The organism is Pseudomonas sp. DSV-1 (assembly GCF_035830915.1).
GTDB lineage: Bacteria > Pseudomonadota > Gammaproteobacteria > Pseudomonadales > Pseudomonadaceae > Aquipseudomonas.
In genome coordinates, this window is sequence record NZ_JAYMYG010000001.1 from 3,467,258 (window position 1) to 3,485,229 (window position 17,972).

Below are 17,972 nucleotides of genomic sequence, written 5' to 3' on the forward strand. Positions count from 1 at the left end.
CGAAGTTTGCCATAAATGCCAGCATTTGGCGTTATTTGCGGATGTTACGGTCAATGTCCCGTGGGAGCGGGCTGGCTCGCGATTGCATCGAGAGCCAGCCCGCTCCCACAGGTCACAGGGGTTCAAGCGTCCACCGCACTCCATTGCTTGCCCAGGCGCTTGTCCGAAATCGGCACCTTGGTACCCAGTTGCTGGCCGAACAACGACACGCGGTATTCCTCCAGCCACCAGCGGTACAACTCAAGCTGCGGGTCGCGCTTGCCTTCCTGGGCGTGCTTGGTGGCACGCGCTTGATACTGCGCCCAAAGCCCGCTCAGCTCACCGCTCCAGACCCGGTCTTTTTGAACCTGCCCCGGCAGTTTCTCAAGACGCATTTCTATCGCCTTGAGGTAACGCGGCAGCTCCTTGAGCCATATGGCCGGGGTTTCGCGGACAAAACCTGGATACACCAGATGACTCAACTGCTGCTTGATGTCATTCAGGGCAACCGCCTGGGCCAGATCGATCTTACCTTTGAAGCGTTTTTGCAGACCGTGCCAGAGCTTGAGAATATCCAGCGTCAGCCTGGCCAGCTTTTCGGCATGCTCGGTCCAGGCTCCGCGCTTGCGCTCGGCCAGTGAGGCCAGCCCGGCACCATCACGAGGCAATACCGCTTCGCCTTCAAGGATGCAGCTGTCGAGGCTTGCCAGCAGAATGTCTTCGACCAGACTTTCGACCCGGCCAAGCTCACGGTACAACAAGCCCAGTTCGGTCAGCCCCGGCAGCTTGCCGCGCAAGAACTTCGCGGGCTCCGCCAGTTGTTGCATCAACAAGCGCTGCAAGGCTCGGCGATGCTGGTATTCAGCCTCGGCCGGAGTCGAGAAACGCCCCTCCTTGACCGTATTGCCCTCTTCCACCAACGCCGGGTAAACCGTCATCGACAGGCCCGCGATCTTTTGCTGGGTCTTCTCGGCAACCGGGGCGAACACCTTGGCCTCCACCGGCTGCTGATTTTTCGCCGTTTGCGGTACGGCCAGTGCCGCCTGGCTGGCCTGGGCGAAACGCGCCGTCAACTCGGCCAGATCACGTCCCTCACCCAGGAACTTACCATCAGCGTCGACCACCTCGATGTTCATCTTCAGATGATTTTCGACCTGCTGCGCGGCCTCTGCCCACGCCTCTTCACTTACCCGTGCACCGGTCATGCGCAGCAGTTCGCGGCCCAGGGTCTGTGGCAGTGAACCTTGGGCAAACTCCATGCGCTCCAATGCCGCCTTGATGAAGTCAGGCACCGGTACAAAGTTTTTGCGCAACGCCTTGGGCAAACTGCGCACCAGAGCGATGCACTTGGCTTCGATCATGCCGGGCACCAGCCATTCCAGCCGCTCAGGCGGCAATACCGGCAGCAACGGCGCAGGCACCTTGACCGTCACACCATCACGGGGGTGGTTGGGTTCAAAGTGATAACTCAGCTCAAGGGTCAGATCACCCAAGTGCAGCGTGTCCGGGTAATGCCGGGCGGTGATTTCGGTGGCTTCACGGGCCAGCACGTCTTCTTCGCGCATGATCAACAGCTGCGGGTCTTTCTGGCTGTTGACCCGGTACCAGCTGTCAAAGGTCGCGGTCTGATGAATCTCGGCGGGCAGGCGGGCGTCATAGAACGCATACAGGGTTTCTTCGTCGGCCAGGATGTCCCGGCGCCGGGCCTTGGCTTCCAGCTCGTCGAGCTGCTCCAGCAACTGCGCATTGGCGGTCAGGCACTTGGCACGGGACTGAATCTCGCCACGCACCAGCCCTTCACGGATAAACAACTCACGGGACAGTACCGGGTCAATCGGCCCGTAGTGCACGGCACGGCGACCGACCACGATCAGGCCGAACAAGGTGATTTGCTCGTAAGCCACCACTTGCCCGCGCTTCTTCTCCCAATGGGGCTCGAAATAGTTCTTTTTGATCAAATGCCCGGCCAGCGGTTCGATCCAGTCCGGCTCGATCTTGGCCACCATGCGCGCATACAGCTTGGTGGTCTCTACCAGTTCGGCGGTCATCAACCACTGCGGGCGCTTTTTGCCCAGACCCGACGAGGGATGAATCCAGAACCGGCGCTGACGCGCGCCCAGGTAATCGCCGTCTTCGGTTTTTTGACCGATCTGGCTCAGCAAACCGGACAGCACCGCCTTGTGCAATTTCGGGTAGTCGGCGGGCTCTTGATTGACCGTGAGCTGCATATCGCGACAGATCAGGCTCAATTGCCGATGGGAATCACGCCACTCGCGCAACCGCAGGTAGTTGAGGAAGTTTTTGCGGCACCAGTTACGCAACGGGCTGGCCGTCAACGCCTGGCGCTGCTCTTCAAAGCCGCGCCATACGTTGATCAGACCGGCGAAGTCAGAGTCGACATCTTTCCATTGAGCGTGGGCCTGATCCGCCGCTTGTTGACGCTCCGGCGGTCGCTCACGCGGGTCTTGCACCGACATCGCACTGGCGACAATCAATACTTCCTGCAAGCTGCCGAGCTTGGCGGCTTCGAGCAACATACGGCCCATGCGCGGGTCCACCGGCAAACGTGCCAACTGGCGCCCCAGCGGGGTGAGCTGATTCTCGCGGTTAACCGCCGACAACTCTTGCAGCAGGTTGAAACCGTCGGTGATCGCCTTGCCATCCGGCGGCTCAATAAACGGAAATGCGGTAATTTCGCCCAGACGCAGGTGCAGCATCTGCAGGATTACTGCCGCAAGGTTGGTACGCAAAATCTCGGGATCGGTAAACTCCGGGCGGCCGTTAAAGTCTTCTTCGGCATACAGCCGCACACAGATACCCGGTTCGACCCGGCCGCAACGCCCCTTGCGCTGGTTGGCGCTGGCCTGGGAAATCGCCTCGATCGGCAGGCGCTGTACCTTGGCCCGGTAGCTGTAACGACTGATACGGGCCGTACCACTGTCGATCACATAGCGAATGCCCGGAACCGTGAGCGAAGTCTCCGCCACGTTGGTCGCCAGAACCACACGACGGCCCGGGTGCGACTGGAAAATCCGCTGCTGTTCGGCAGGCGACAGCCGCGCGTACAACGGCAAAATTTCAGTGTGCTTGAGCTGCGCCTTGCGCAACATGTCGGCGGCATCCCGAATTTCGCGTTCACCGGGCAAAAACACCAGCACGTCGCCGGGGCTTTTGCGCTCACTGCGCTCAAAGGCCGCAATTTCGTCCAGCGTGGCAATGATGGCCTGATCGACACTCAGGTCTTCTTCGACATTGTTGCCCTCTTCGTCCTGCTCGGAGGTCAACGGGCGATACCAGGTCTCGACCGGGAAGGTACGGCCCGACACCTCGACAATTGGCGCGTCATTGAAGTGCTTGGAGAAGCGCTCCAGATCGATGGTCGCCGACGTGATGATGACTTTCAGGTCCGGACGGCGCGGCAGCAGAATCTTCAGATAACCCAGCAGGAAATCGATGTTCAGACTGCGTTCGTGAGCTTCATCGACGATGATCGTGTCATAGCGCTCGAGATAGCGGTCGTGCTGGGTTTCGGCCAGCAGGATGCCATCGGTCATCAACTTGACCAGGGTATTGGAATCGCTCTGATCTTCAAACCGCACCTGATAGCCGACCAATGCGCCCAGTGGCGTGCCCAGCTCTTCGGCTACCCGGCTGGCAACGCTGCGCGCAGCGATCCGGCGCGGCTGAGTGTGGCCGATCAGACCGTGTTGTCCACGGCCGATTTCAAGGCAGATTTTCGGCAACTGGGTGGTTTTGCCCGAGCCGGTCTCACCCGCCAGAATCAACACCTGATGCTTGAGCAGCGCCGCCTTGATCTCATCGCGTTTGGCGGCAATCGGCAGATTTTCGTCATAGCGAATCAACGGCACACTGGCCGCCCGTGCTGTCACCTGCGCACAGGATGCCTGGACCCGCTCGGCCCAGACGGCCAGCTTGGCCTCGTCAGGCTTTTTGCGCAGCTCATGCAGTTGCCGACGCAGCTTGTGGCGATCGGCGATCATGGCTTGATCAAGGTTTTTCAACAGTTGGTCGATAGCAGGCGATTCGTCAGTCATCAGGTGCGCAAAATCTTCGTAAATGCAGGGGGCGGATTGTCGCAGATTTAGGCGCTCATGCACGAATCTGTAGGAATTAGCGCGTTGTCTTGTCCGTAGCATCACCTACACTGCGCGGCTTAAACCTTTTAAGGAAAATCCCGTGAGACTTGTCGATTTGGTGCGCATGCTGTCGTTAGCAGGCATTTGGGGGGCCAGCTTTCTATTTATGCGGATCATCGCACCAGTGCTTGGGACCATTCCTACTGCATTCTTTCGGGTATCCATCGCCGCTACGGGCCTGGTGGTGATCTTGGCGCTGATGCGCGTGCGCTGGGATTTCGGCGGCAAGCTCAAGGTCATTTTGATTCTGGGGGTCATCAACTCCGGCGTTCCGGCCACACTGTATTCGGTGGCGGCCCAGGTATTGCCTGCCGGTTACTCATCCATTTTCAACGCCACCACCCCGTTGATGGGCGTGTTGATTGGCGGTCTGTTTTTCAGCGAAAAACTGACCCTGACCAAAATGGCCGGGGTGTTTCTGGGATTACTCGGAGTAGGGATCTTGACCCGGGCCGGGCCGGTTGCTTTCAATCTGGACTTGCTGATGGGCGCCCTCGCCTGCCTGCTGGCCACCACCTTTTATGGCTTTGCCGGCTTTCTGGCCCGCCGCTGGCTGGACCAGCAAGGCGGTCTTGACCCACGGCTTTCGGCCCTGGGCAGCATGCTTGGGGCAACCCTGTTCCTGTTGCCCCTGTTTGGCCTGAGTGTGATTAATCAGCCACCCGTGAGCTGGGGTGGAATGAGTGTGTGGTTATCGTTGCTGGGACTGGGGCTGGTGTGCACAGCATTTGCCTACATCCTGTACTTCCGCTTACTGACAAGCATTGGACCGGTCAAATCCATGACCGTAACGTTCATGATCCCGCCGTTTGGCGTGCTGTGGGGCGCGCTGTTTCTGGGTGAGCCGCTGTCAATGGCGCACCTGTATGGCGGGCTGCTGATCGCCGTGGCGCTGTGGCTGGTGCTCAAGCCCGGAGCGTTGGCCAAAACCTGAATCTGTAGCCGCTGCCGCAGCGGCTACACAAGCAGTATCCTCAGGTGGTCTTACGGAACACAAACATCAACCCGATGATAATCATGGCCATCCCGAGCACACTCAACGCTGCCAGCTTGTTGCCGAAAATCAGGTAGTCCATGACCGCAGTCACGGCGGGCACCAGATAGAACAGGCTGGTGACGTTGACCAGGTTGCCTCGGGCAATCATCCGGTACAGCAGCAAGGTTGCCATCACCGAAACCACCAGCCCCATCCACAACACCGGCACCACAAAGCCCGCGCCGTGTTCGAAGTGAAATGGCTGGAACGGCACAAACACCGCGCACACCAGCAGACCTGCAAGGTATTGCAACGGCAGTGTGCCGAGAGGATTCCGGGTGATGCGTTTTTGCATCAAGGTCCCTGCCGTCATGCTGGCAAGGGCCAACAGGGCAAACAACATCCCGGCCCACGACAAACCCGCCAGACCGATGTTCTGGTACACCACCAGAACCAGCCCGGCCAGCCCCAGCAGCAACCCGAGGGAGCGGCTCAAGGAGTGTTTACGCTCCATGATCACGGCAGTGAGAATCGGCTGCACACCCATCACCGTGGCCATGACACCGGGCGTCACTTTCAGGTCCAGGGCCAACAGATAAAAAATCTGATACGCCGCCAGCAACACCACACCCGTTGCCATCGCATAACTGATCGCCCTGGCGCCACGGGGCATCTGAAACTTCATCAGCGGGATGATCAGCACCAAAGCCATCAAGGCAATAGCAAAACGGATCAACAAAAAGGCAAACGGCGAGGCGTGAGCCAGCCCCCATTTGGAGAAAATCGCACCGCTGCTCCACAGCAGTACAAACAGGCACGTGGAAGCAGCCGCCAGCGCGGACTCTTTAGTCATATAAAACATGGATAACACCTGTCATCAGGCAAAAAAGCAGACTCAGCCGAAACTGAAGTTCAATGGTTTTTTAGACGGGTACGGGCAGCCGAGCGATCAGCTCAGCCCGCAACAACACCCGGTGGCGATACGACGACGTACACCACAGTGCGACTGACCGGAGGTGGGTAGTGACTGATCTGCGCAGGCTGCTGGTTTGCACACGGCACGACGCCAGCAGTGACTGCTGAAACGACAACGCTATGTGGAAAGGAAACCGGCATGGGCTGATCTTTTTGAAGAGAGGATATCGAGCGTCGACTATAACCAGCGCCCGACATTAAATGCAACGACTCAACTGATTAAGAATGGGCGAGAGTCGAGTAAAACGAAGAGCTATACATTCGCTCAGACAGCTCTATGCCAAAACCCAGAACCCGGCTCAAGCACCAGCTTTTTAAATCACAGGCCAGGACAGCAGCTTGCTCAATACTGGCCAACGCACTGCCAACACAGTCCGGTGAAGCCATAGTGTTCAGACCCATCGACGCCCTGGCACTTGACGCATTCAATGGGTGGGGGGATGGCGTTCACTTTTCATGGGAAGAAGTACCCCTCTGGAAGGCCAGGGAACCCTGGTCATTCGACTTATCCATCTGGTGCGGCTCAGAGCTCTGCGGACTGTGTTTCGCCACCCCCAACCAGAGCCGGTTGCGAAGCTTGTTATAGACCTGAAGAAGGACTAGCGTCATTTGCGCTGTACAATAAACAACCAAAATGGTGGCGATATGCCGGTCATGACCCCAACACCCGCCTCACCAAAGACCAAGCCCCACAGTGAGAGTAAACCCCGAGGTGCGGCCACTTCAGCCACTCAGCAGCGTTTTTTACGCGTTGCAGTCAATGGCAGCAAAGCAGATGAACCTTCAGGTGTTTTAGCAGGCAGCCCGCTTTAATAATCCAAAAAAAACCGCTCACTCATGAGCGGTTTTTTTATGTTGTGAAATCAGCCAAACAACCAACGCCACAGCAGTACCAGCACCAGCACTGCCAATATCGGGCGGGCTATGCGATACAACTTGGGATTGCGGCGCTTCCATTGCTTGACCACGCCGCTGAAGCGATCGCTGAAGGTTTTGCTCCAGGCGTACGCCTTGTTGATGCCGCCTACGCGCTCATCATCGAGGTTCTGCGGCGCAGTGGCTTTACCCAGTTGCGCGCTGACCCAGCGGTTGATACGGGTCATGAAGGGACTGGTAAGCGGGCGTTCGATATCGCAAAACAGGATGACGCGAGTCATGTCGGTCTCATTCTTGACCCAATGCACGTAGGTCTCGTCGAACATCACGTCTTCACCATCACGCCACGCGTATTCCTCGCCATCGACGAAGATACGGCAGGCATCGGAGTTGGGGGTCGACAGCCCCAGGTGATATCGCAGCGATCCGGCAAACGGATCACGGTGCGGGTTGAGGTGGCTACCGCCCGGCAGCAAGGCAAACATCGCGCCTTTGACATTGGGGATGCTGTTGACCAGCTCAACGGTTTTCGGGCACAGCAACTCGGCCGATGGCAACGCCTTGTCGTACCACTTGAGGTAAAAACGCTTCCAGCCTTTCTTGAAGAACGAGCCAAAGCCGGCGTCGTTGTTTTTTTCTGCGGCGCGAATGTAGCCCTCGTCGAACAGGTGCATGGCTTCTTCGCGGATCGCTTGCCAGTTGTCCTTGAGGACATCCAGCTCAGGGAACTTGCTGCGGTCCAGGTACGGTTTGGACGGTACGCCGGAGAACAAGTACATCAGGGCGTTGTAGGGCGCAAAGAACGCTGAGTGGTTGACGAACTGGCGTAACACCGGCAGCCGTGCCTTACCGCGAAAATGCACGTAAAGGATGCTGCCGACAAACAGCAGTATGAGCCCTGCCTTGATGGCGAAGGATAAGGTCATGCAACAACTCCTCGAAAATACCGTGCGGCACCAATAGCCCGACGTGGCAGCCGGCCATGATAAACACTAGCGACGTAGGACAAAACCCATCGAAACCAATATTCGGAGCAATGTACTACGCGAAGGATAATGATTATGCATGTTGAGGAGCAAATCGCTTTGACGTGGGTCAGCAACAACCGTAGCCGCTGGCGCAGGCTGCGCCGGCGGCTACAGGCCCGTGTTTACTGGTGCAGCTCCTGCTCACTGAACATGTCGCTGAACAGGAAGCTCGACAGGTAGCGCTCACCCGAATCCGGAAGGATCACGACAATGGTCTTGCCTTGCATTTCCGGGGTTTCTGCCAGGCGCACCGCCACGGCCATCGCAGCCCCGCAGGAGATCCCGCACAAGATGCCTTCTTCCTGCATCAGGCGCAGGGCCATGGCCTTGGATTCGTCATCGCTGACCAGCTCGACCTTGTCGACAATCGACAGATCAAGGTTTTTCGGTACGAAACCGGCGCCGATACCCTGGATCTTGTGCGGCGAAGGCTTGATTTCTTCCCCCGCCAGCGCCTGGGTAATCACCGGCGAAGTGATGGGCTCAACTGCCACCGACAAAATCGGCTTGCCCTGGGTGTGCTTGATATAGCGCGAAACCCCGGTAATCGTACCGCCGGTACCGACGCCAGAAACCAGCACGTCAACGCCGCCATCGGTGTCGTTCCAGATTTCCGGACCCGTGGTTTTTTCATGAATCGCCGGGTTGGCCGGATTTTCAAACTGCTGCGGCATGAAGTACCGCGCCGGGTCGCTGGCCTGGATTTCTGCGGCCTTGTCGATAGCGCCCTTCATGCCCTTGGCCGGCTCGGTCAACACCAGCTCGGCCCCCAGCGCCTTTAGCACCTTGCGCCGTTCGATGCTCATCGATGACGGCATGGTCAACGTCAATTTATAACCGCGCGCTGCTGCGACAAACGCCAGGCCGATCCCCGTGTTCCCCGACGTAGGCTCGATGATGGTCATGCCCGGCTTGAGCACGCCGCGGCTTTCGGCATCCCAGATCATGTTGGCGCCAATTCGGCATTTGACCGAATAACCGGGGTTACGGCCTTCGATCTTGGCCAGGATTGTCACGCCACGGGGTGCAATGCTGTTGATCTGCACTAAAGGCGTGTTGCCGATGGATTGGGCGTTGTCTGCAAAAATGCGGCTCATGGCGGGGTCCTTGTGCACCTTTTGGGAAGATCCCAAGGGTAGGCCTCACGCCGACATGCGTCCAGTCATGACGTGACGCTTCATTCAGAGACTGAATGGTGCGTCTGCGTTCATGTTCGGCGGGCGGCGCGTTATAGTCGGACATACTTTTAGTTCCCCCGCCCTGCCCCATGCAGGGCCCGGGTCATGGTTTGAGGAATAACAGATGAAGTTCGAAGGCACTCGCGCCTATGTGGCCACCGATGACCTGAAGCTGGCGGTCAACGCAGCAATCACCCTGGAGCGCCCGCTGCTGGTCAAGGGCGAGCCCGGCACCGGCAAGACCATGCTGGCCGAGCAACTGGCCGAGTCCTTTGGCTGCAAGCTGATCACCTGGCATATCAAGTCCACGACCAAGGCCCACCAGGGCCTGTACGAGTACGACGCCGTCAGCCGCCTGCGTGACTCGCAACTGGGTGTCGACAAGGTGCACGATGTTCGCAACTACCTGAAAAAGGGCAAGTTGTGGGAAGCCTTCGAGGCTGAAGAACGGGTCATCCTGCTGATCGACGAAATCGACAAGGCCGACATCGAGTTCCCCAACGACCTGTTGCAAGAACTCGACAAGATGGAGTTCTACGTTTACGAGACCGATGAGACGATCAAGGCCAAGGTCCGCCCGATCATCATCATTACCTCCAATAACGAGAAAGAGTTGCCGGACGCCTTCCTGCGCCGCTGCTTCTTCCACTACATCAGTTTCCCGGACCGCACCACGCTGCAGAAAATCGTTGATGTTCACTTCCCGAACATCAAGAAAGAGCTGGTCAGCGAAGCCCTTGACGTCTTTTTCGACGTGCGCAAAGTGCCTGGCCTGAAGAAAAAACCTTCGACCTCCGAGCTGGTGGATTGGCTCAAGCTACTGATGGCCGACAATATCGGCGAAGCGGTATTGCGCGAACGCGATCCGACCAAGGCCATCCCGCCACTGGCCGGTGCGCTGGTGAAAAACGAGCAGGACGTGCAATTGCTTGAGCGCCTGGCGTTTATGAGCCGTCGCCCCAATCGCTGATTTTTCAAGAAGGCGATAAGCATGCTGCTTAATCTGTTCAATGAAATGCGTGCGGCCAAGGTGCCGGTTTCAGTGCGTGAACTGCTGGACCTGATCAACGCCCTGAAACACCGCGTGACCTTCGCCGACATGGACGAATTTTATTACCTGGCGCGCACGATTCTGGTGAAGGACGAACGTCATTTCGACAAGTTCGACCGAGCCTTTGGCGCCTACTTCAATGGCTTGCAAAACCTCAACGAACACCTTGAGGCCCTGATTCCCGAAGACTGGCTGCGCAAGGAATTCGAGCGTTCCCTGAGCGACGAGGATCGTGCGCAACTCCAGTCCCTGGGCGGTCTGGACAAGCTGATCGAGGCATTCAAGCAACGTCTTGAGGAGCAAAAGGAGCGCCATGCCGGTGGCAACAAATGGATCGGCACGGGCGGCACCAGCCCGTTCGGCTCGGGTGGCTATCACCCCGAAGGCATTCGTGTGGGCGATGCGGGCGCGCGCCAGGGCAAGGCTGCCAAGGTCTGGGAGCAGCGCGAGTACAAAAATCTCGACGACCAGGTCGAACTGGGTACGCGCAATATCAAGGTCGCATTACGCCGCCTGCGCAAATTCGCCCGCCAGGGAGCGGCGGATGAGCTGGATATTGACGGCACCATCGATCACACCGCCCGCGATGCCGGCCTGCTGAACATTCAGATGCGTCCCGAACGGCGCAATAACATCAAGCTGCTGTTGCTGTTCGACATCGGCGGTTCGATGGACTCCCATGTGAAAACCTGCGAGGAATTGTTTTCGGCCTGCAAGACCGAGTTCAAGCATCTGGAGTACTACTACTTTCACAACTTCATCTATGAATCGGTGTGGAAGAACAACCAGCGCCGCCAGGTTGAGCGCATTTCAACCCAGGACCTGCTGAACAAGTACGGAGCCGATTACAAAGTGATTTTTATCGGCGACGCGGCGATGGGGCCGTATGAAATCACCCATGCGGGGGGGAGTGTCGAACACTGGAACGAAGAGCCGGGTTACAAGTGGATGCAGCGCTTTATGGAGAAGTACAAAAAGCTCATCTGGATTAACCCGTACCCCAAGGACACCTGGAACTACACGGCGTCCATCGGGATCGTGCGCGATCTGATCGAAGACCGCATGTACCCGCTGAACCTTGAGGGGCTGGAAGAAGGGATGCGGTTTTTGGCCAAGTAGTACCGCGCTTACCGTGTGGGAGCGGGCTTGCTCGCGATGGCATCAACGCGACATGCCTGATGCACCGGGTTGACTGAAATCGCGAGCAACCCCGCTCCTGCAAGATTTACTGCACGAACCGCTGCATGAACCCGACCATCTGACGCTGCGCAGTCTCTTGCGTGGTCGGGCGCATAGTCACCCCCTCCCCTGGCAAGCACTGGGCCAGTCGCGCCAGTGCCAATGGCGTCAATGCCCCCAGTCGCGGGTAGCCACCGATGGTTTGACGGTCATTGAGCAGCACGATCGGCTGACCATCGGGCGGTACCTGAATCGCCCCCAACGGTATCCCTTCTGAAATCATCGGTGCGCCCTGATAGACCAGAGCCGGCCCCAGTAAACGGATGCCCATTCGATCGGCACGGGTGTCCAGGGTCCAAGGGCTGTTGAAGGCATCGAACGTGCTTTGGCCGCTGAAGGCACCGATTTGCGCACCTAATACCACGTCCAGCGCGGGGTTGGAGCTGAACACGGGTTGCAGCTCACGGGCCAGTTCGCGCAACGGCTGCCCATGCCCGGCATACTTCAGTTCAGCGCCTGCCGCCAGCCCGCGTCCAAAACCATCCGGCCCGCCCAGTTGTTCGCGGGCCACGGTGGCGCAACTGCCCAATACTTGGGGCGCCTCAAATCCCCCAGGAGCGGCCAGGTAAGCCCGAGCACCGAGCAGCGGCTGGGCAAGGGTCAGGGTCTGGCCTTTTTTCAGGGCAAAACTGCGCCAAGGCTTGAGTACCTGCCCGTCCACTGCGCCAGCAAGGTCAGCGCCCGCCAGTGCCAGGGTGCAATCGTCTTGCGCAACCAGGGTCAAGCCGCCAAGGGTGATTTCGATAACAACCGCATCCGGCGAATTACCCAATAACCAATTTGCCCACGCCATCGACAACCAGTCCGCTGCCCCGCCCTGGGTCACGCCCAGATGCCGCACGCCAAAGCGCCCGCGGTCTTGCAACAGGCACAATGGGGTGCTGGCCTGAATCAATAAACGGCTCATGCCAGTGCCTCCTGAGGAGTATCGTCGCCACCCAGACGGATGAATTCGGCGCGGGAAACAGGTTCGAACCGAACCGTATCGCCGGGTTGCATCAGGCTGTAGCCATCCCGTTCACGGTCGAACAGCGCGCTCGGTGTACGCCCGACAAGGTTCCAGCCGCCGGGTGATTGCGCCGGGTAAGCAGCGGTCTGGCGCTCGGCGATGCCGACGCTTCCGCTGGCCACGCGTTTTCGCGGAGTCGCCAGGCGCGGTGCGGCCAGGGCTTCTTCCACCAGCCCCATAAAGGCAAAACCGGGGGCAAACCCCAAGGCAAACACCTGATACTCATGGTCGCTGTGACGGCGAATAACCTCACTGACCGGGCAACTTGCGCGCTGGGCCAGCAACGTAAGCTCCGGGCCAACGCTCACGTCGTACCACACCGGCAGAACATGGCATTGCCCAAGGTTTTGGGTCTCAGGGCGCAGGTCAGTCAGCGCCAGGGCAATCAACTCACGGGCCTGGGCCGGGCTCAGCGCCAAGCCATCGTAATGCACCATCATGGTGGTGTAAGACGGCACCAGATCGATCAGGTACCCGGCAAAGCTGGCTCGCAGCCGCTCGCTGAGCGCCAGCATCCAGGGCATGTTGGTTTCGGCAATCTCATCGAACAAACGCAGCATCAGGCAATCGATAGCCACCACTTCGATACGCGGCTTCATGCCTGCGCCTGCTGATTCAGGGCATCGCGAATCTGCTGCACTGCAGCCACTGAACTGGCGTTATCGCCATGCACACACAGGGTATTGGCGTGCAGATGCAAGGCGCTGCCATCACTGGCAATCAGCGCCTTGCCCGCTGCGATGGTCAGGGCCTGTTGCACGATGACATCCGCCTCGTGATGCACGGCACCCGGCAACTGTCGGGAGACCAGGCGCCCGGCACTGTCGTAAGCGCGGTCGGCAAAGGCTTCGAACCACAGGGTCACGCCGAACTCATCACCAATGGCCTGCGCAGCGCTGTTGTCACGTGTGGCCATCAGCATCAGCGGCAGGCTTGAATCATAAGCGGCCAGGGCCTGGATCACTGCCCGCAGTTGCGCGGGATTGGCCATCATGTCGTTGTACATCGCGCCGTGAGGCTTGACGTAGCTGACCCGTGTGCCCTGGGCGCGGCAAATACCGTCCAGCGCACCGATCTGATAATGCAGCAGGTCTTGCAGCTCTTGCGCCGAGTAGGCCATCGAGCGGCGACCGAAGCCCGCCAGGTCCTGATACGCCGGATGGGCACCGATTGTCACGTCATGCGCCACGGCCAGTGCCACGGTTTTGCGCATGATGCCCGGGTCTCCCGCGTGGAAGCCGCAGGCGATGTTGGCGCAATCGATAAACGCCATGACGTCGGCATCCAGGCCCATGGTCCAGCTGCCGAAACTCTCACCCATGTCGCAATTCAATAACAGGCGGCTCACGATGATGCTCCTGTGGTCTTTTTATAGTTTAAGTGCGGGCCATTTTTCGACAGGTGCACGCCGTTCGTCCAACTAATAAAAGCCGGACTCGGACATAAGAAAAATTTGATTGCTTAACACGCTCTGCCCCTGGAACAGGGTGAGCTTAGTAACTGCGCTCGCGACGGGCCAGGCGTTCACGCTGGCGCTTGCCGCCCAGCACGACCCAATCCACCAGCCGCAAGAATCCTTCAATGACGAAGGAGAACAGCAAGGCCCCCGCCATCGCCCAGCCGATTGCCCCCGGCGACAGCAACACCTGGTAGGTGTAGGCGTTCAGGGTTTCTTCGCGGATGGCCGGGTCGGCCGCATAGGCCACTTGCAGGGCGCGCATGTACCACGGGCCCTGCATGGCCTGGAACTGATCATCGAGCAGGCGCTGACGGTTCAGCAAGGTGCCCAGGCTTGTGGCATCACTGCGAAACACCGGGTCGTCGCTGGCCTGGTAATGCGCCACCAACGCTTGCAGGTCGCCCTTGAAAAACTGGTTGGCGGTGTTCTGGAAACCCGCCAGCCCGGTCTGGGCTTCGATCAGATGAGCTTCGACGCGATTGGCATAATCATTGATGAACCCTGGCACTTGCACACCCATCAACAAACCAATGGTAAACAACACCAACCGCAGGTAGCTCAAGAACATGTCCGCCCATCCTTATTCGGTTGTGCCCTGGCTGACGCATTCGCCGCGTCGCCACAGGCTCCATTGGCCCGGCTCATAGCGCGTCCAGGTTTCGTTTTCGGTCAAAGGCTCGGTGGCGATCACGGTGACCACATCGTTGGGCGTTGTTTCGGCCTGAAAATCGACGATCACGTCGACATCTTTCAGGCGCGCCGGACCAAACGGGGCGCGGCGGGTAATTTGCGCCAGTTTGGTCGAGCAGTAGCAGAACAACCAGTCTCCGTCGCTGAGCAGGCAGTTGAAGACGCCTTTGCTGCGAAACTCGGCGCAGGCCTCTACCAGCACCGGCAGGATGCTTTCGACGTCAACCGGCTCGGGGAATTTCTCGCGCACCCGATTGAGCAAGTCACAAAACGCCGCTTCGCTGTCGGTGTCGCCAATGGGGCGGTAAAAGCGGGTGCTCGGCGACAAATCGGCCAATTGGCCATTGTGCGCAAAACACCAGTTGCGCCCCCACAGTTCACGGACAAACGGATGCGTGTTCGACAGGCATACCTTGCCCACGTTGGCCTGTCGGATATGCCCGATGACCACTTCGCTCTTGATCGGGTAACGCTGAACCAGCAACGCGACTTCGGAGTCGCAACTGGCGGCCGGGTCCTGGAACAGGCGCAGACCACGCCCCTCATAAAAGGCAATACCCCAGCCATCACGGTGCGGGCCGGTACGCCCGCCACGCTGCATCAGGCCGGTGAAACTGAACACAATATCGGTCGGGACGTTGGCGCTCATGCCCAATAATTCACACACGCTCGCACACTCGCATTCAGGCTCGACGAAATAGGATTACAACCGCGGCTCGACCCGGGACGGGGCCGATGCACGCGACGCGCCAGGTGGCACATAACGATCATTGCCAGCCGAGCCAAAAGGCTGGTCGTCTTCAGGATCGTGTTTAGCCGCTTGTGCCGACGCGTCGGCCTGTGCCTTGCGAGCCTTGCTGGCGCGCTCGATGGGCCAGCGGATCAACGCAAATACGGCGTACACACAAAACGCGATAATGGTGTACATCAGCAAGTCAGAGACGGCGCGCCAAACGTTGTTGCCGACTTTGAAGGCCAGGTCCAGGGCGGTGATCGCCACTGCCGGTGCAAACTGCTCCTTGACCGGGTCAATGATGGTCGGGCTAAACAGCAACACAGCCATTAACACACGCAGCGGCTCGCGCAACCAGCGCCACATGAAGCGGGTCATTCGGCACCATACGAGCAGGCAGCCCGCAGCAGCAAAGGCGTAAAGGCCCCATGCGATCAGATAGTCGTTCTCGGTCATGGTATCCATGGTCGGCAGGCAATGAGACGCTATGATAACGGCTTTTAGACAGTGCGGCTGCAACGCCGTCAGCTCCACTTCTTTTCATGCAGGTTTCAGAGAACACTCAATGACCGAATCAGCCTACGCAAATAGCGCCCCTATCGCACATAAAGTCGAGGGTTCAGACCCCTACTCGTGGTTACAAAATCGCGATAGCGATGAGGTTCTGGACTACCTGAAAGCCGAAAACAGCTATCAGGAGGAGCAACTGGCCGACCAGGCCCAATTGCGTGAGACGCTGTTTCAAGAGATCAAGGGCCGAATTCGCGAGACCGATCTGTCGCTGCCCTCGCCCTGGGGGCCGTATCTGTATTACACGCGCACCAACGCCGGTGATGAGTATGCTCGCCATTACCGCTGCCCGCGCCCGGCCGATGACAGCCAGCAGGTCGACGAAAACGCAGAGCACTTGCTGCTGGACCCGAACGCCTTGGCCGCGGGCGGCTTTATTTCTCTGGGCGCCTTCAGCATCAGCCCGGATCACCAGCGCCTTGCCTATAGCCTGGACACCAGCGGCGAAGAGGTCTATCGCCTGTTTGTCAAAGAGCTGAGCACCGGCGCAGTCACCGAGCTGCCGTTTGAAGAGTGTGATGGCAGCATGACGTGGGCCAATGACAGCCAGACGTTGTTTTTTGCCGAACTGGACGACACCCATCGCCCACACAAACTATTGCGTCATACCTTGGGCGAGACAGACGCCCACGAGGTATTTCATGAGCCGGACGGACGCTTTTTCCTGCATTGCTATCGTTCGAGTTCCGAGCGCCAGCTGATTCTGCTGCTCAACAGCAAAACCACCAGTGAAAGCTGGGTGCTGGACGCCAATCAGCCGCGCCAGGCCTTTAGCTGCCTGGCGGCACGGGTTGAAGGGCACGACTACACGGTCGATCACGGCCTGCACGAGGGGCAATGGGCGTGGTTTATCCGCACCAACCAGGACGGGATCAACTTTGCGCTGTATTACGCCTTTGGCGAGGTGCCGACACGCAATGACTGGCAGCTTCTGATCGCCCATCACGACAGCGTAATGCTGGAAGGCTTGAGCCTGAACGCCCAAGCCTTGTGCCTGAGCCTGCGCGAAGGTGGGTTGCCGATCATCGAAGTCCGCCCCAACGGTTTGCCGTCGTATCGCGTGCAATTACCGGACGCCGCCTACAGCTTGTATGTTCAGGACAGCCTGGAATTTGATAGCGCACACATCCGCCTGCGCTATGAGGCGCTGAATCGCCCTGCGCAAGTACGGCAACTGACGCTCAATACCGGCGAGCAAGTCGTACTCAAGGAAACACCGGTGCTGGGACCCTTCAATGCCGATGATTATGTAAGCCATCGCCTGTGGGCCACCGCTCCAGACGGCACCCAGGTGCCGATCAGCCTGGTGGTCAAGCGCGACGTGGTGGGCCAGCCTGTGCCGCTCTACCTGTATGGCTACGGCGCCTACGGCGAGAGTCTCGACCCGTGGTTTTCCCACGCCCGCCTGAGCCTGCTGGATCGCGGCGTAGCCTTTGCCATTGCCCACGTGCGCGGGGGCGGCGAACTGGGTGAGGCCTGGTACCGCGCAGGCAAGCAGGAACACAAGCACAACACGTTCAGCGACTTCATCGCCTGTGCCGAACACCTGATCGATCAGGGCCTGACCCGAAGCGAACAGTTGGTCATCAGTGGTGGCAGTGCGGGCGGCCTGCTGATTGGCGCAGTGCTCAATCAACGCCCCGAGCTGTTCAAGGCGGCGATTGCCGAAGTGCCATTTGTGGACGTGCTCAACACCATGCTCGACCCGGACTTGCCGCTGACCGTCACCGAGTATGACGAATGGGGCAACCCGCAAGAGCCTGAGGTATACGACCGGATCAAAGCCTACGCACCGTACGAAAACGTCACGGCACAAGCGTATCCGGCGATGCTGGTGATTGCCGGGTACAACGACAGCCGCGTCCAGTATTGGGAAGCGGCCAAGTGGGTGGCCAAGCTTCGCGCCACCAAGACTGACGACAATCTGCTTGTGCTCAAGACCGAACTGGAAGCAGGACACGGCGGGATGAGCGGTCGCTATCAGGGTTTGCGCGACGTGGCACTGGAATACGCATTTGTGTTCAAGGTGCTGGGGATTAGCTGAGCACACCT

14 protein-coding genes are annotated in these 17,972 nt (G+C 58.9%); 4 read left to right on the forward strand and 10 right to left on the reverse strand.

Going from position 1 to position 17,972, the window contains the following annotated elements; all coding sequences use genetic code 11:
* Positions 1 to 122: 122 nt before the first annotated feature.
* Positions 123 to 4,034 (reverse strand): ATP-dependent RNA helicase HrpA, encoded by a 3,912-nt coding sequence (gene hrpA / locus VSQ83_RS16320; protein WP_133078979.1) that lies wholly within the window; start codon positions 4,032 to 4,034, stop codon positions 123 to 125.
* Positions 4,035 to 4,200: 166 nt separating this feature from the next.
* Between hrpA and VSQ83_RS16325 the strand changes: the two genes are divergently transcribed.
* Complete coding sequence (locus tag VSQ83_RS16325; protein ID WP_257623075.1) at positions 4,201 to 5,070, forward strand: DMT family transporter; 870 nt, start codon at positions 4,201 to 4,203, stop codon at positions 5,068 to 5,070.
* A gap of 40 nt (positions 5,071 to 5,110) precedes the next feature.
* On the opposite strand, the gene VSQ83_RS16330 is transcribed toward VSQ83_RS16325, so the two are convergent.
* The 3 genes from VSQ83_RS16330 to cysK form a co-directional block, all read right to left on the reverse strand.
* Positions 5,111 to 5,974 (reverse strand): DMT family transporter, encoded by an 864-nt coding sequence (locus VSQ83_RS16330; protein ID WP_219263223.1) that lies wholly within the window; start codon positions 5,972 to 5,974, stop codon positions 5,111 to 5,113.
* 976 nt (positions 5,975 to 6,950) lie between these two features.
* Positions 6,951 to 7,889 carry an aspartyl/asparaginyl beta-hydroxylase domain-containing protein gene (locus tag VSQ83_RS16335; RefSeq protein WP_133078975.1) on the reverse strand — a complete coding sequence of 313 codons (939 nt, stop codon included), beginning with the start codon at positions 7,887 to 7,889 and terminating at the stop codon, positions 6,951 to 6,953.
* A gap of 224 nt (positions 7,890 to 8,113) precedes the next feature.
* Positions 8,114 to 9,088 (reverse strand): cysteine synthase A, encoded by a 975-nt coding sequence (cysK, locus tag VSQ83_RS16340; protein WP_133078974.1) that lies wholly within the window; start codon positions 9,086 to 9,088, stop codon positions 8,114 to 8,116.
* 205 nt (positions 9,089 to 9,293) lie between these two features.
* Between cysK and VSQ83_RS16345 the strand changes: the two genes are divergently transcribed.
* Positions 9,294 to 10,139 carry an AAA family ATPase gene (locus VSQ83_RS16345; protein WP_095021285.1) on the forward strand — a complete coding sequence of 282 codons (846 nt, stop codon included), beginning with the start codon at positions 9,294 to 9,296 and terminating at the stop codon, positions 10,137 to 10,139.
* A gap of 21 nt (positions 10,140 to 10,160) precedes the next feature.
* Complete coding sequence (locus VSQ83_RS16350) at positions 10,161 to 11,339, forward strand: vWA domain-containing protein (RefSeq protein ID WP_133078973.1); 1,179 nt, start codon at positions 10,161 to 10,163, stop codon at positions 11,337 to 11,339.
* A 106-nt stretch (positions 11,340 to 11,445) separates the two neighbouring features.
* Here the strand turns inward: VSQ83_RS16350 and VSQ83_RS16355 are convergent, their stop codons facing one another.
* From VSQ83_RS16355 to VSQ83_RS16380, 6 genes are all read right to left on the reverse strand, one after another.
* Positions 11,446 to 12,366 carry a biotin-dependent carboxyltransferase family protein gene (locus VSQ83_RS16355; protein ID WP_133078972.1) on the reverse strand — a complete coding sequence of 307 codons (921 nt, stop codon included), beginning with the start codon at positions 12,364 to 12,366 and terminating at the stop codon, positions 11,446 to 11,448.
* Entirely contained in the window at positions 12,363 to 13,067 is a 705-nt protein-coding gene (locus VSQ83_RS16360; RefSeq protein ID WP_133078971.1) for a 5-oxoprolinase subunit B family protein, read from the reverse strand. Before VSQ83_RS16360 ends, VSQ83_RS16355 begins: the two co-directional genes overlap by 4 nt.
* Positions 13,064 to 13,816, reverse strand: coding sequence for a 5-oxoprolinase subunit PxpA (locus VSQ83_RS16365; RefSeq protein ID WP_219263220.1), 753 nt, complete (start codon positions 13,814 to 13,816; stop codon positions 13,064 to 13,066). The genes VSQ83_RS16360 and VSQ83_RS16365 overlap by 4 nt, the downstream gene beginning before the upstream one ends.
* A gap of 145 nt (positions 13,817 to 13,961) precedes the next feature.
* Positions 13,962 to 14,495 carry a DUF2937 family protein gene (locus tag VSQ83_RS16370; protein ID WP_133078969.1) on the reverse strand — a complete coding sequence of 178 codons (534 nt, stop codon included), beginning with the start codon at positions 14,493 to 14,495 and terminating at the stop codon, positions 13,962 to 13,964.
* Positions 14,496 to 14,507: 12 nt separating this feature from the next.
* A complete protein-coding gene (locus VSQ83_RS16375; RefSeq protein WP_133078968.1) occupies positions 14,508 to 15,284 on the reverse strand; it encodes a class II glutamine amidotransferase in 777 nt (258 codons plus the stop codon).
* 36 nt (positions 15,285 to 15,320) lie between these two features.
* Entirely contained in the window at positions 15,321 to 15,815 is a 495-nt protein-coding gene (locus VSQ83_RS16380) for an MFS transporter (protein WP_133078967.1), read from the reverse strand.
* Positions 15,816 to 15,915: 100 nt separating this feature from the next.
* On the opposite strand from VSQ83_RS16380, the gene VSQ83_RS16385 reads away from it, so the two are divergent.
* Positions 15,916 to 17,964: a S9 family peptidase gene (locus VSQ83_RS16385; RefSeq protein WP_133078966.1), complete on the forward strand. Its 2,049-nt coding sequence runs from the start codon at positions 15,916 to 15,918 to the stop codon at positions 17,962 to 17,964.
* The last annotated feature ends 8 nt before the right edge of the window (positions 17,965 to 17,972 follow it).